The sequence below is a fragment of the Flagellimonas crocea genome (genome assembly GCF_033441595.1).
Taxonomy (GTDB): Bacteria; Bacteroidota; Bacteroidia; order Flavobacteriales; family Flavobacteriaceae; genus Flagellimonas; species Flagellimonas crocea.
In genome coordinates this window covers 194,387-207,478 of sequence record NZ_JAUZVX010000003.1, presented here as the reverse complement: position 1 = coordinate 207,478, position 13,092 = coordinate 194,387, and the positions used below count along the sequence as shown (strand labels likewise).

15 protein-coding genes are annotated in these 13,092 nt (G+C 41.2%); 6 read left to right on the top strand and 9 right to left on the bottom strand.

Annotation, left to right across the window (positions count from 1 at the left end):
- Window positions 1-104 precede the first annotated feature (104 nt).
- Window positions 105-2,150: a response regulator gene (locus SD449_RS10385; protein WP_318310469.1), complete on the bottom strand. Its 2,046-nt coding sequence runs from the start codon at window positions 2,148-2,150 to the stop codon at window positions 105-107.
- Window positions 2,151-3,120: 970 nt separating this feature from the next.
- On the bottom strand, window positions 3,121-3,348 hold the full coding sequence (locus SD449_RS10380; RefSeq protein ID WP_318310467.1) for a hypothetical protein: 228 nt from the start codon (window positions 3,346-3,348) through the stop codon (window positions 3,121-3,123).
- A 297-nt stretch (window positions 3,349-3,645) separates the two neighbouring features.
- Here SD449_RS10380 and SD449_RS10375 point away from each other — a divergent pair, with 297 nt between their 5' ends.
- Both SD449_RS10375 and SD449_RS10370 read left to right on the top strand, forming a co-directional pair.
- Window positions 3,646-3,942 carry a hypothetical protein gene (locus tag SD449_RS10375; RefSeq protein ID WP_318310465.1) on the top strand — a complete coding sequence of 99 codons (297 nt, stop codon included), beginning with the start codon at window positions 3,646-3,648 and terminating at the stop codon, window positions 3,940-3,942.
- Between the two features lie 80 nt (window positions 3,943-4,022).
- Entirely contained in the window at window positions 4,023-5,546 is a 1,524-nt protein-coding gene (locus tag SD449_RS10370; RefSeq protein ID WP_318310464.1) for a GH3 family domain-containing protein, read from the top strand.
- Here the strand turns inward: SD449_RS10370 and SD449_RS10365 are convergent.
- From SD449_RS10365 to SD449_RS10340, 6 genes are all read right to left on the bottom strand, one after another.
- Window positions 5,543-6,172 (bottom strand): hypothetical protein, encoded by a 630-nt coding sequence (locus tag SD449_RS10365; protein ID WP_318310463.1) that lies wholly within the window; start codon window positions 6,170-6,172, stop codon window positions 5,543-5,545. The two genes, SD449_RS10370 and SD449_RS10365, sit on opposite strands and share 4 nt — an antisense overlap.
- Window positions 6,173-6,234: 62 nt before the next feature.
- Window positions 6,235-6,699, bottom strand: coding sequence for a hypothetical protein (locus SD449_RS10360; RefSeq protein WP_318310461.1), 465 nt, complete (start codon window positions 6,697-6,699; stop codon window positions 6,235-6,237).
- 88 nt (window positions 6,700-6,787) lie between these two features.
- Window positions 6,788-8,209, bottom strand: a complete 1,422-nt coding sequence (gene cls / locus SD449_RS10355) for a cardiolipin synthase (RefSeq protein ID WP_318310459.1) — start codon at window positions 8,207-8,209, stop codon at window positions 6,788-6,790.
- A 141-nt stretch (window positions 8,210-8,350) separates the two neighbouring features.
- Window positions 8,351-8,560, bottom strand: coding sequence for a hypothetical protein (locus SD449_RS10350; protein ID WP_318310458.1), 210 nt, complete (start codon window positions 8,558-8,560; stop codon window positions 8,351-8,353).
- 48 nt (window positions 8,561-8,608) lie between these two features.
- The gene (locus SD449_RS10345; protein WP_318310457.1) at window positions 8,609-8,770 is read right to left on the bottom strand and encodes a DUF1328 family protein; all 162 of its coding nucleotides are present in this window, start codon (window positions 8,768-8,770) and stop codon (window positions 8,609-8,611) included.
- Between the two features lie 154 nt (window positions 8,771-8,924).
- Entirely contained in the window at window positions 8,925-9,641 is a 717-nt protein-coding gene (locus SD449_RS10340) for an SOS response-associated peptidase (protein ID WP_318310455.1), read from the bottom strand.
- A gap of 197 nt (window positions 9,642-9,838) precedes the next feature.
- Between SD449_RS10340 and SD449_RS10335 the strand changes: the two genes are divergently transcribed.
- Window positions 9,839-10,870, top strand: coding sequence for a helix-turn-helix domain-containing protein (locus tag SD449_RS10335; protein WP_318310454.1), 1,032 nt, complete (start codon window positions 9,839-9,841; stop codon window positions 10,868-10,870).
- On the opposite strand, the gene SD449_RS10330 is transcribed toward SD449_RS10335, so the two are convergent.
- On the bottom strand, window positions 10,867-11,349 hold the full coding sequence (locus SD449_RS10330; protein WP_318310453.1) for a hypothetical protein: 483 nt from the start codon (window positions 11,347-11,349) through the stop codon (window positions 10,867-10,869). The genes SD449_RS10335 and SD449_RS10330 overlap by 4 nt on opposite strands.
- A gap of 97 nt (window positions 11,350-11,446) precedes the next feature.
- Here SD449_RS10330 and SD449_RS10325 point away from each other — a divergent pair, with 97 nt between their 5' ends.
- The 3 genes from SD449_RS10325 to SD449_RS10315 all read left to right on the top strand — a co-directional run bounded on the left by SD449_RS10325 (window position 11,447) and on the right by SD449_RS10315 (window position 13,029).
- Complete coding sequence (locus SD449_RS10325) at window positions 11,447-11,686, top strand: helix-turn-helix domain-containing protein (RefSeq protein ID WP_318310452.1); 240 nt, start codon at window positions 11,447-11,449, stop codon at window positions 11,684-11,686.
- Window positions 11,687-11,788: 102 nt separating this feature from the next.
- Window positions 11,789-12,451, top strand: a complete 663-nt coding sequence (locus SD449_RS10320; RefSeq protein ID WP_318310451.1) for a DUF4145 domain-containing protein — start codon at window positions 11,789-11,791, stop codon at window positions 12,449-12,451.
- A gap of 188 nt (window positions 12,452-12,639) precedes the next feature.
- Window positions 12,640-13,029: a hypothetical protein gene (locus SD449_RS10315; RefSeq protein WP_318310450.1), complete on the top strand. Its 390-nt coding sequence runs from the start codon at window positions 12,640-12,642 to the stop codon at window positions 13,027-13,029.
- Window positions 13,030-13,092: the final 63 nt, after the last annotated feature.

Below are 13,092 nucleotides of genomic sequence, written 5' to 3'. Positions count from 1 at the left end.
ATGGTCATCTTTTGTTCATCTACCCAAATATACTACCATAATGATTTTCTTTATGAACAATAGTTGACTTTTTGGTATTGAGCAGAAAAAATGGGAGGGAAGCTTTAGGATATTTTGATGAGGTAATTGGGCAAGTGTTTTCTTAGCTTTTCAAAAGAAATGGGTTTGGTAAAATAGTCGTTCATGCCAACACCTTTGGCCTCATCGATCGCTTCTTTTGTTACATCTGCCGAAAGGCCAATTATTCCGATGGTTTCATTAAACTTTCTAATTTCCATGGTAGCCTTAAAGCCGTCCATTTTTGGCATGTGGACATCCATGAAGACCAAATGGTAGCCATTTCTTTTGACGGCTTCGATGGCCTCGACCCCATTGGTGACCGAATCGGAATGGACCCCCAAATTTTCGAGGGTTTTCTGTAGTACAATTACATTCACTCGGTTATCATCTACAATCAGAACCCGACAGCCGCTCAAATCAATCGATTCTTGTCCTTTACTGTTTACGGAGCCACTACTGTCCGAAACAGGGAATTTAAGGGATAAATGAAATTCGGTTCCTAAGTTTTCTTGACTTGTCACATCAATTTTCCCCTCTAGGAGCTCTACAAGTTTGGAGGTAATGTACAATCCAAGTCCGCTACCTTCATGACGTTTGGCCTTTCCGACCTCTACTTGTGTAAATCGGTCAAAAATGGTGTTTAGTTTATCTTTTGGGATGCCAATTCCAGAGTCTTTTATGGAAATGGCAATCGAAAGGTCGTTATCCACTATATGTTCTTCGTAGGAGATGGTAATTCCTCCTTTTTCTGTGAATTTCAAGGAGTTTCGCAAAATATTGGTTATTATCTGACCGTATTTCCCGATATCCCCAAAGGCTTCCACTTGGCTTTGCGATGCTTGGTTCAAATCGATATAGAGACCTTTTTCTTCAGCAGTTCGCCTATAAATCCTGATAATGTTTTTTAGTTCATCCAAAGGGGAGAAAATGTCGTTCCTAAAAGTTGTTTTTCCCGATTCTATTTTGTCGATTTCAAGGATGTCGTTCACCAAAAGGAGCAGTTTTTTGGAGGAAATATCCATAAGGGAAAGATATTCTTGTAGGGAACTCTGTATCTCCGAAAGTTTTAAAACTTCAATAAACCCAATGATTGCATTTAATGGGGTCCTAATTTCATGGCTCATATTGGATATGAACTCCGTTTTTGATTTGGATGCCTTTTCCGCTCTCAACTGTTCTTTTTTCAAGGATGTGTTGAGGTCTTTTAGTTTTAGGTTGGCATCGTGCAAGTTCTTGTTCTTTTTTCTGGAAGATCTGTAGAAATATACCAAGGAACTGGTTAGCAAGGAAAGCAGGAGCCCAAATGCCAAATAGATGTAAGTGGATTGTTTTCTTTTGGCCAAAAAGTTTAGCTCGGCGGGCATAAGGGAGAACTTCCATGTTTGTCCATCAAGTGCGTCCACCTCAAAAGATGTGGTGAAAATAAATTCTTTTCCGATTTCGTTTGTCCTCGGATTGTTTTTGGAATAAAATATGGTGCCTGTTTCGTCCTCTACTTGAATTGCATATTTGTCCAAATCGGCCGCCAACTCATTAAATGGTGCAGTAAAATCCATGCCCGCTGTTACCGAACCCATAAAGCGGCCGTTCAAATACACAGGTGCATCCACAAGAAAGGCACTGCCTCCTTGGTACAGTTTCGTCCAGGGCGAAATATTGGTGGTTGAATCGCTTATGTGTTTTTTCCATTCGGGATATCTGGGGTGGGTGGTAAGATCTAGCCCAATGGCAGCTTTGTTTTCCTCAATCGGGATAACTTTTTGTATGACCATGGAACTATCCAGCCATTCCACAAACCTAAAGGATGAATTTTGTGCCATAATCAAGGTGGCATCCCGTTCCCAGTAATCAAAGTAGGACCCATTGGTCATTTCAATTCGCTGTTTTAGGTTCTCCAAGGATTTGATGTTGTACTCTACCAAGGAGAAGAATTCCTTTGCCCTAAGACTTCCCGTATTTTGTATTTCCCTAACGTAGATTGATTTTTGGGTATTGAGCGAATTGTTCCACAGAGCGAATACTATGGCAATAAAAAAGACAAATATTGCCAAAGGGAAAATCAGTTCTTTTTTTGAGGATATCAACGGCATGTTAAGTATCTAAATCGGGAGCTTATTATTAATACTTGTCAACTCATCTGTTCAAAACAGCGAACAGTCTATATTTTTCCGCCGCACTTGGTGTCGTAAGAAAATTCATTCAGTTATTATTATCAAACAGTTTTTTGCAAAAAAAATTGTGCTTCAAACCGCGTATTTGGTAAAACATCACAAAATCGTTCACTAACCTATATGCTCTGATCAATATCAGTTTTTTTGAAAGCTCTCCACATGATCTTTGTCATAAATAGGCAAGTATGGGCGTTACACAGAACCAGTTACAAAAATAGCTTTGCAGATTGATGAAGTTGTTGATTTGATAGAGGAGCAAAATGTTGACAACGGTATCTTTTGAAACGAGATATACCCAAAATACAGGCAGCGTGTCAAAAACTGGATGCACGCAAGAGGCCTACAGGAGAAATAATGGAAAAGTTCCCATGATAAACTAGTATTCTTACCGAGAATGGAATGGAAATAAAAAAGGGCGCCTGATCAGGAGCCCCGTGAGAACACATTATTAACTATTGGTGAAATTGATTGATGTGGTAGTGTTTAGTATAGTTTAATTAATGTAAAGGTAAATGCTACTGAAAAGGGAGTAAACGGATAGTGCAATTACAGCGTACCAAAAGAGGTAACCTAGTTTTGCTTCAACAGTGTTCATTTTTGTGAGTGTTTGTTATTTAGTTGAGTTAAATACACTTCTAAATTATTCAAAACACAGTGTCTACAATCCAGATTTTTATTGGTTGCAGTAAATTGGACATAATTGGTTCTAAAAGTTATGTAAATGGGAAAACAGACCTAAAATGGAAAAAAGAAGGTCTTTTTTAATCTTTAAACACTGAAAAACAATAGGTTATGATTTAATAGGTGAGGGGTATAAACAATTATGGAAGGATGCCGACACTTACGAATGACGATATCCTTCCATAAAAGTTAGTGGTTGATAGAAATCTTAGGCCAACGGCGAGCCCTTGAGTCGTTTTTCTATCTTACGTTTTTTAGCCGTAATGTTCTTCATGGTTTCCATAAGTTTGGAATCCTTTGTTTTCTTATAGATCTCGTTTATGGAGAGAATTAAACTCTTTGCTTCTCTTGAGGCCTGAACCCTATCGCTGGTGGACATGTGGCTCATGGGCCTTTTCTCAAACTCTTCCGCCTTTTCTAGTAACTCCTGGGTCATTTTTTGTTTTTAAAATTATTCGTAATCTGCTAAATATAAGAGTTAGTTTGATATTTTTTAACTATGCAACCATTTGATTTTCATATTTATGAAAACATTAAGAAGTCCAAACCACTAAACGCTATAAAAGTCTTAAAAATAAATGTTTGAACCCTCCTGAATGCACCCTTGAGCAACCATAGTGAGGAATTGCAGCCTGAGAAACGGAGATGCGGGAATTGATCATAAATGTTAAATTAACTTATCCTAATTGTAAACTAAATATTATAAAGGCTATTTTCGCAAAAAATAGTTGACTTGGAAATCATCTGGAAAACTTCGAAAAACAAATATGGTCTGGGCCAAGAGCGCATGGTGGACCTAGAATATGCCGTTCGGTTAGAGGTGGTAAAGATACTCATCAAGAAGGCAGAACACCTGATGGATTATCTTTCCTTGATCGTTGTCGAAATTGATGCATACACAGGTCAAGTAACCGTTCACGACGAGACTCCACAACCTTTGTTTTCCATTGTTTCGGATAATTTAGGCCAACCCAAAACAGAGAAGGTTGCCAAAAAGACTTCCCCTTTCTTTGTGACACCCATGTCGTAAGATGATTTAAGTCAATCTTAAAATGGATTGAGTAAGCGCGCTTTCACGGATATGGGTACATTGGACGGAAATTTCCCATTATGGCAATCATAGGCAACATTATAAAAGGCGTTATAGAAGCACGGGACGCCCTCAGCAAAGAGGAAAATCCGGTGGAGGAACAAAAAGAGGTCCTAAAAGAATTATTGGAAAAGGCGAAGGATACTCAATTTGGCAAACACTATCAATTCACTTCTATTTTGGAATCGGATGCGATGCAAAAAGCCTTTTCCGAGGCCATACCGTACCACGATTACAATAAGATCACGGAAGAGTGGTGGAACAAGACCATAGCGGGCGAACCCGATGTGACCTGGCCCGGAAGCCCCGATTTTTTTGCCCTGTCATCCGGTACTACCGGTAAAAAATCAAAAAGAATCCCTGTTACCAAGGACATGGTGGATTCCATTACCCGTGCGGGAAGGCATCAAGTTTATGCCATGAGCAATTTTGATATGCCGGCAGATTTTTTCGAAAAGGAGATTATGATGCTCGGTAGTTCGACCAATTTGAAAGAGCGAGATGGCAAAAAAGAGGGGGAAATCAGTGGTATCAGTGCCAGTAACATTCCTTTTTGGTTTAAAAAATATTATAAACCCGGTGATGAGATCGCTAAAATTGATGATTGGGACGAGAGGGTCCTTTCCATAGCCAAGAACGCCAAAAATTGGGATATCGGTGCCTTGAGCGGTATTCCTTCGTGGATGGAGCTCATGCTCAAAAAGGTGATCGATTACCATGGGGTCGATAACATCCACGACATATGGCCCAATCTACAGGCATATACCTCTGGAGGTGTTGCTTTTGATCCCTACGAAAAAAGTTTCAATGCACTCTTGGGGCATCCCATTCAGATCATAGATACGTATTTGGCCTCCGAAGGTTTTTTTGCTTGTCAGAACAGACCGGAGACCACTGCCATGAAACTCATTACCGATAACGGAATCTATTTTGAGTTTGTTCCCTTTGAGCCCCAATATGTAAACCAAGATGGTTCTTTGAGCAACGATGCCCCATCGGTTACGTTGGATGAGGTAGAGGAGGACGTGGATTATGTACTGATCATTTCCACCGTTACGGGAGCTTGGCGTTACATTATTGGGGATACCATCGCTTTTACGGATGTGGAGAGGGCGGAAATAAAGATTACCGGCCGTACCAAGTTCTTTTTGAATACCGTGGGATCACAGCTTTCCGTGAACAAATTGAACGATGCCGTAAAGCATTTGGAAGAAGAACTGAACATTAAAGTTCCGGAGTATACACTATGTGCAAAACGTTTTGATGATGGGTTCTATCATTCATGGTATTTGGGTTCCGATAGTGATCTGGATACAGAAAAAACGGCACAGGTGCTGGACGATTATCTGAAAGAGGCCAACAAAAATTATAAGGTGGCCCGTAGCAAGGCCTTGGAAGGTGTAAAGGTGCATTTTGTACCGCAGAAAATGTTTTCCGAATGGAACGGTGCCAATAAGAAAAAGGGAGGCCAAGTGAAAATGGAGCGTGTAATGGGAGAGGAACGTTTTAAGGAGTGGGAGGATTTTGTATCCCAAAAAGCTTAACCATTTCCTTCTATCGAATCCAGTTCTTTTACCATTTCCATAATCTCATCCGGAGAAAGGTAGTATTGTTTGATGCGTGTCTTGTAGGTCTCGTCTATTTCTGAGTTGTTGAGGATAAACCGCTTTGTTTTCAGAATGTATTCGGACATTCCCCTAGATACGGCAAAAGAATCCGCGGCGCGTTCCGCTTTTTTCACAAACTCCTTCAGCATCACATAGCGGATACCAAAACCGATCAGGTTGAGGTTCCCCCGCTCCTGGTAGTCCATAACGTGCCCAAGTTCGTGGCCTATCCAGCCTATCAATACATCGCTGGGTACATCTACGGTCTTGAACTCCTCTCCGGAAATCTTGAACTTTTCGCTGATGAGGATCACATAGCTGCGCTTGTTCTTTGGTTTTAGCAGTCCACTCCATGTAGGTTGGGCCTGCATCACCGATTTTTTGATGTTCTTTTTGAACTTGAATTCAATAGGGATGCCATTGAGTTCCGGAAAGTAGCCCAAGGCGATTCTCGCCTCCTGCTCAATGCTTTTCGGTATGCTGTTCTTGGGTTTCTTCAAAATAATGATAACTAAAAATACCGATAGGGATAGTAGTAAAAGTAGTTTTAGTTTTCTTTTCAAAATTTATGGGTTAAAAAAAGGGCAAATTACAATTTGCCCTTTTCAATGTGATTATTTGTTTTCTAAAACTGGTATCTAAGCCCTAGGGCTATATCTAGGTCAAGGTCGTCCGAGTAATTATCGTTGAAACCAATTTCCGGTCTCATATCCAACGAAATCAACAAAGGAATTTCAAAATCGTACTCAATACCGATGTCACCTGCGACAAGGGCAAAAGCTCCGTCGTTGCCTCCGGCATCAAAGGAACCGATACCGCCACCTGCACCAACGTACCAGTGGAAACCACCATCTATGGGCATAACCCATTGGTAAAGGCCTACCAGTTTAAAAGCTTCAACATTGTCCGAATCTCTCCAACCAAGATCAAACTCCAAACGGTTGTTCTCCTTGAGATAGCGCTGATAGGAAATCTCTCCTCCAAATCCATCATTATCGCCTACCCGGATACCCAATGCGTTCTTGGATATGCTCTGAGCGCTCATGGTCGTTGCTCCAATAAAAAATAGAATTAAAAGTAAATTTTTCATGATTGTTTTATTTGGTTACAAAGGTAGTTTTGCCCGGATATTGGCTTGCCTTAAATCAATCAATGATTGATCCAAACAATCAATGTCTTTACAGTACGGGCTTCAAGAATTTGAAAAGTCCTTCCAGGAACCGCATCCAAACGGTCCTGTTCTCGAACCGCTTTTGGGTGACCAAGTTCGATTTTTCGCAGATTTTATCGAACTCCCGTGTCATTTCGGAATTGATCTCTTCATTATAGATAAGTACGTTGGCCTCATAGTTGAGCTCAAAGCTACGGATATCGAAATTTCCAGAGCCAATGGAGACCAGATCATCATCAACGATCATGATCTTGCTGTGTGAAAAGTCTTCCCGCAGGTAAATTTTGACGCCGACTCCGAGGAGGTCCTCAAAATGGGAGAACATGGCAAATTTGGCCGCTGCCGAGTCGGAGTATTTGGGCACCAAAAGAATGACCTCTACCCCTTCGAGGGCCACGATCTTTAAACTTTGCATAAAGGCCTCTCCGGGAACAAAATAGGGGTTGGCAATGCGGATGCAACGCTGGGCCTGGTTCATCATGCCGATGTATTGTTGCATTATGGTGGGATGCTTGGAATCCGGTCCGCCGGCCACTACCTGCGCATCCATGTTGCCTGCCGATTCTTGCTCAACGAGGTAATCGGAAATATGAAAATCTTCTTTTTTGCTGGCAAAATAATAGTCTTTCAAGAACACCAAGTGGAGATCGTTAACTATGGGCCCCTCGAGCTTTAGGTGGGTGTCCTTCCATTTTCCCAGTTCATTCTGGCCCTTTATGTATTTGTCCGAAACATTCACGCCTCCGGTAAACGCCACTTTGTTGTCTATGATCACGATTTTGCGGTGGTTCCTAAAATTGAGGGAAAACAAGAGGTTTTTTATTCGGATGGGCATAATGGGGTAGATCTTGACCCCGATATCCTGAAATTTTTTTCGTGGCCTTCCCCTTAGGTGATAGCTTCCCAGGGAATCGTAAATGATGCGTACTTCAACCCCTTCCTTTATTTTTCTTTTAAAAAGGGCCAACATTTTGTCCAGTAGTTCCCCTCTTTCCAAAATATAATATTGCACGTGGATAAACTTTTCGGCCTGCTCCAAGGCATCAAAAAGTACTTTAAAGGTCTCCCCGCCATCTTGGAGCACTTTTATGTGGTTGTTCTTGGTAGCTGCGATTCCCGAACTGGCCTTTAAAAGTTTTGTTAGTCTGTCTTTTCTCGAACCATCATCATAATTGACCCAATATTTTTTTTCAGCGAGCAATTTTTCGAGGCTATATTTTTGTCGCTGATCAAATTCCTTGGGATTGAAGAACTTGAATTTTCTACGGTTCATACCAAAAAGGTAGTACAGCACTGCACCCAATATGGGCAAGGTGATTATGGCCAGTGCCCAGCTTATGGAACGGGATGGCCGTCGCCCGTGGTAGATGATCGCCCCAATGGCCCAAACGGAGGACAGGATATAGAGAATGGTCAGGATTGTCTTCAAAAAATGGTCGTGTTTATATGTCTAATTTAAGTACGATTATTGGTTAATCGGATTTTTTCGGAAAGAATCGCTGGTAGGGCCCATAAAAAAAACTCTGGCAAAATTTTGCCAGAGTTTTTTAGTACTTGTCAATGGTTATTTCTATTGAGGGCTGTCGTCCGTGGCATCCTCTACTTCATCTTCAACATCTTCGGCGGCATCCTCGATGCCTTCCCCGACATCTTCGGCGGCGTCTTCAACTTCCTCAACGGCATCTTCTGCCTTATCTTCTTTTGTTTCTCTGCAACTGGTCATACTCAATGTAAGTGCCATTGCAAACAATAGTGTAAAAAAACTTAATGACTTTTTCATGGGTTCTGTGTTTTTAAGTTAATGATTCTTTTATCTAGGGGGGTATCCTTATAATTTTTTTCTTCCGGTTATCAATGAAATGATAAACAGTACAATGAATATGAAGAAAAGTATCTTGGCTATACTTGCTGCTCCCGCGGCTATTCCTCCAAATCCAAAAATTCCGGCGATGACCGCCAAAATTATAAAGATGATCGTCCAACGTAACATAATAGTAGTGTTTAAAATTAAAGTCTGATTAGCTCTTAATCAATACAATACAAATATCGCTCGCATTTTACCGGTAACTTGTCGCTTTCGGTATTTATGTTGACTCAATTGGATAAAAAGGCGGTCTTTTTTGGGGTCTGGGAGGTCGGGAAAACTAAGAGCTGGCCCTATAATTTTCCATTCTGGAAGTAAGGAACAAGGGCTCTACGGTAGTGCTGGGGGAGATGTTCTTTAAAAAGAACTCGTTGGACATGCGTTTGGCGGACAGCTCTATTTTTTTGGGGTGTTGGATCATTTCCTTGAGCTCCCCGATGCCGGTACTTTGATCGAGCCAGCGGGATGCCCTGTCCTTATGGATGATCACCGGTGCCAGATTGCTGATGTTGTGGTAGCCGGAAACGAATGAATCCGTTTTGCTGAGCGTTAGGGCCGCGCACATAAAACCATCGTTGAGGATATTATAGGTGCCTGCCAAATAGAACGGTTTTTGGGAAGATTGGTAAATGTAATAGCTACAGGTGTTGCCATTTTCCAGTAGGTGGGTGTAAAAGCCGGTCACCACGACCAGGCATCTCCTTTTTTTCAAGGATTCCCGCATCCACTCCACGCTTTCCAGTTCCTCCATCTGCACGTTAAGGGTGTTGGCCTTGTCCTGAAAAATATGCCAGTCCTCCTTAAAATCCTGGGGCATCAATCCCCAAATGGCATACGTGATCTGGTTTTGGTTTTCCATGGTCACCACACTAAGATTGGTTTCGTGAAAACCATTGATGATGACGTTGGGGGTGAACAGGTTTGGAAACCTGAAGGGAATTCCAAACTCCTTTTCTATCTCTTCTCTATCTGCGTCATTTGAAAGTTTGTAGATCATAATCTTCTTGAATGTTGACCACAATTAAGTACAATTTAACAGCAATGGTTAACGCAAATCAATTTAATCGTGTTTCTTTTGATAAAATCTGTGGCAGCGTTTTTAAAGTTGCGCGTACCGGGTTGTACAACCAACAACAAAGATTATCTTTACAGGTTTAGACCAATTATTTAAACAAACAGTAGTATTACATCCCAATGATAAAAATCAATGTGGACGCTCAGGATACCGCAGAATCGGTAGAGCAGATCAGGAATGTTGTTGGAGGAGAAATTGAGGAAAAGTGGGGGCAGTACACTTTGGTCGTATCCAATGACAAGGCCAACGGAACCATCCGCTTTATCACCTTTGACTGGGGCGTGAGCTTATTGGAACTCGACATTACTTTTTTTGATGAGGTTTTTTTGGAGGTGGACACTTCCAAGTTCAATCCCATCAATTTCTATTATTGTCTGGAGGGGTATTGCGGACACAAGTTCGGGTACCAGCCCGATGACGAGATCAAGATCATGGAGCAGTTCCAGTCCGTGATCCTTACCAACCGCGATGGCGGAATTACCGATAGATATTTCCCAAAAGACGTGAAGATAAGCCAAACCGTGATACAGGTGCGGCGAAAGCCCTTTTTGCGAAAAAGGCTGAACCAGGGGGAGGAGCTGAACAAGCAACTGTACAAGGTGTTTTTGGATACGGACCATGAGCGGGTATTTGCCTACTACGGATCGTACAACCTAAAAATTGCCGAGGTCATGTCCGCGATAAAGAAGATCAAGGCCAAGGGCATGGTGCGCATTATGATGGTGGAAAGTTACGTGTACCAGATACTTTCCATGCACATTATGCAGCACAACAAGGAAGTGTCCGACGAAAGGCCACAGACCTCCTTGCTAAAACGGGAGCTGAAGGCCATTAGGAGCTACGCCAAAAAAATAGAGAAGAACATTGCCAAGGATTTTTCGTTGGAGGAGATCTCGGCGGAAACGGGACTTACGCAGGCCAAGCTCCAGGAAGGCTTTAAACTATTGTACAACAAGACCGTTACCGAATACATACGGCACGCGCGATTGGTGCTCGCCCGCGACCTTATAAACACCACCGAGATGAACATTTCCGAGGTGGTCTACTCCATTGGGTTTACCAGCAGGAGCTATTTTTCCAAGATCTTTAAGGAAAAGTACGGCCTTAGCCCCAGCGAGTTCAAGAACAGCAAAAAAAGTACCGAGGCTTAGGGCCACGGCCACCGTACAGGCGGGGCAAGTTCGCCACCAAGGGCCGTGCAGGCCCTTTCCATGTTGCAAATGCCATGGTACACCTGCGTTACCGCTACGCAAAGCAACGGGTCCGGGGCATCTATCCTAAAGGATAGTTCCAATTTTTCTTCATCCACACATAGCCTACCGTGGTCCAAGGGCCGGGGCAGGGACAGCATTTCCAGATCGGTATAGGGCCCTCCCATGGCGGGAATGCGGAACTGAAAGCAAAAACTGAACACCAGATTGTCCGGAACCGCAATTTTGGCGAGGCCCGTGCCGGGCATTTTTTGGAGGACGATGCGGCCCTGCTGCCGCTGCACTTGGTTTAGGAACTGCCTATTTTGGTAATGGCAAATGGCGAGGTGGGCAAAGGTGATCTGCAATGGCTCCATGGACGTTTGATGCAGGAAGTCATTTATTAATTGAATCGGGCTTAGATTTGGGTTTTTGGGCATGGTAATAGGATAAGTAGATATTTAAAGATACGGTATTTTTTGAGTTTAACCCTATATATAGGGAAGATTTATTTCTATATATAGTGCAACTTGAGGCATGCGAAATAAATTGAGCCGCGAGGAGAAGTTATTTATACGGGATTTTGGAATGAATCTTAGAGCTTTACGTGAAGAGCGGAATTTATCGCAGACCAAATTGGAAGCCATCGCCGGATTATCCAAAAATCAAGTTTGGCGTATTGAAAATGGCGAAGTAAACACTACCATATCCAATTTAAAATTACTTGCCAAAGCACTCGATGTGAATATATCACAGCTTTTTGATTTTAGGGATTGATTTTAAAAACAACGACAGTTATCAGTTTTATTCCTAATTTGGGGGTATATGGATGTATTTTACATCGATATAAACAAGTTGTAGGCAATATAAAAACAAACTATGGGAGTAATTCAAGCTTTAAATTTTACAGGAGGTTCCAGTCAAGTTGGATATAATACTGAACCGAATGAATGTCCTTTTTGTCATAAGAAAATAACATCAAGAATTTACCAAGCTTTCATTAAAGACGAACTTTTGGAAATAATATATCGCTGTCCTGATTCTGATTGCGGACGAACATTTATTGGAATTTATCAAAACGAGTTAATAAGTGGAAATACTTGGCGATTTAATTTAAAATCAACATCTGTTGGAACTTTTATAGAAGCCAATTTTTCAGATAATGTAAAAGCCTTATCTACAAATTTTGTTGAAATCTTTAATCAAGCATCTAAAGCCGAATCTCTGAATCTTAATCATATAGCTGGAATAGGCTTTCGAAAAGCACTTGAGTTTTTAATCAAAGATTATTTGATATCTAAAAAGCCTGATGAAGAGGCAAATATAAAGGCTAAATTTTTAGGGAAATGTATTAAAGATGATATTGACAACGTTAACGTTAAAGAAATGGCGGAAAGAGCAACTTGGTTGGGTAATGATGAAGCGCATTACGTGAGAAAATGGGAAACCAAGGATATTGATGACTTGAAATTACTCATTAAAGTTACTCTGCATTGGATAGAAATGGAACTTTTAACAGAACAATACAGAAGTGAAATGTGATAAATACTGCCTACAACACCGTGTATAATTCATTGCTGGTACTCGCCTACTTACGAAAATCCTCGCACCCGATAGCTATCGGGATTCAGTTTGGTGTGTACATGCAAAGCCTGCCTGCCGGCAGGCAGGTTAAGTTCTAATACACGCAACTACTCATAGCCGAGACCGTTGTAAAACATTTGAAAAAAATGAGAATAGGATATAAAAAAAGACATATGAATATCAATCTGATTTTTGGATTGGTGTGGTTAGTTTGGTTTTTTATCGGAATATTAACAAAAGATGAACCAAACTGGACTGACTATGGTTGGATTGTAATTTCTGCAATGTATTTAGTTGGATATTTTTATCAACGACAGAATAAATATCTGACCATTGAAAACGGAATTATAAAAATTAATAGTCCATTCGGAAAAAAACTAAATCTGAATGAAATAAAACGGATTAAAAAGTTTGCAGGAGATTATATCCTAAAAACTGAAAAAGAAGAATTGACTATCAACACACAGATAATTGACCCGAATTCACTCGCTGAATTAAATGCGGAATTGGAAAAACTGAATGTAGAATGGAATTAAAACGTTTTACAACAATGTATAACCGCAATTACGGCGTATTCGCCTACCCTTCGACTGCGCTCA

Excerpts from the sequence above, each read along its gene's own strand:
- SD449_RS10330 (WP_318310453.1), bottom strand. The coding sequence starts at position 11,349 with ATGCCCAAAAACCCAAATCTAAGCCCGATTCAATTAATAAATGACTTC.
- SD449_RS10360 (WP_318310461.1), bottom strand. The coding sequence starts at position 6,699 with ATGAAAAATTTACTTTTAATTCTATTTTTTATTGGAGCAACGACCATG.
- SD449_RS10335 (WP_318310454.1), top strand. The coding sequence starts at position 9,839 with ATGATAAAAATCAATGTGGACGCTCAGGATACCGCAGAATCGGTAGAG.
- SD449_RS10320 (WP_318310451.1), top strand. The coding sequence starts at position 11,789 with ATGGGAGTAATTCAAGCTTTAAATTTTACAGGAGGTTCCAGTCAAGTT.
- SD449_RS10385 (WP_318310469.1), bottom strand. The coding sequence starts at position 2,150 with ATGCCGTTGATATCCTCAAAAAAAGAACTGATTTTCCCTTTGGCAATA.
- SD449_RS10315 (WP_318310450.1), top strand. The coding sequence starts at position 12,640 with ATGAGAATAGGATATAAAAAAAGACATATGAATATCAATCTGATTTTT.
- SD449_RS10340 (WP_318310455.1), bottom strand. The coding sequence starts at position 9,641 with ATGATCTACAAACTTTCAAATGACGCAGATAGAGAAGAGATAGAAAAG.
- SD449_RS10325 (WP_318310452.1), top strand. The coding sequence starts at position 11,447 with ATGCGAAATAAATTGAGCCGCGAGGAGAAGTTATTTATACGGGATTTT.
- SD449_RS10345 (WP_318310457.1), bottom strand. The coding sequence starts at position 8,770 with ATGTTACGTTGGACGATCATCTTTATAATTTTGGCGGTCATCGCCGGA.
- SD449_RS10350 (WP_318310458.1), bottom strand. The coding sequence starts at position 8,560 with ATGAAAAAGTCATTAAGTTTTTTTACACTATTGTTTGCAATGGCACTT.
- SD449_RS10370 (WP_318310464.1), top strand. The coding sequence starts at position 4,023 with ATGGCAATCATAGGCAACATTATAAAAGGCGTTATAGAAGCACGGGAC.
- SD449_RS10380 (WP_318310467.1), bottom strand. The coding sequence starts at position 3,348 with ATGACCCAGGAGTTACTAGAAAAGGCGGAAGAGTTTGAGAAAAGGCCC.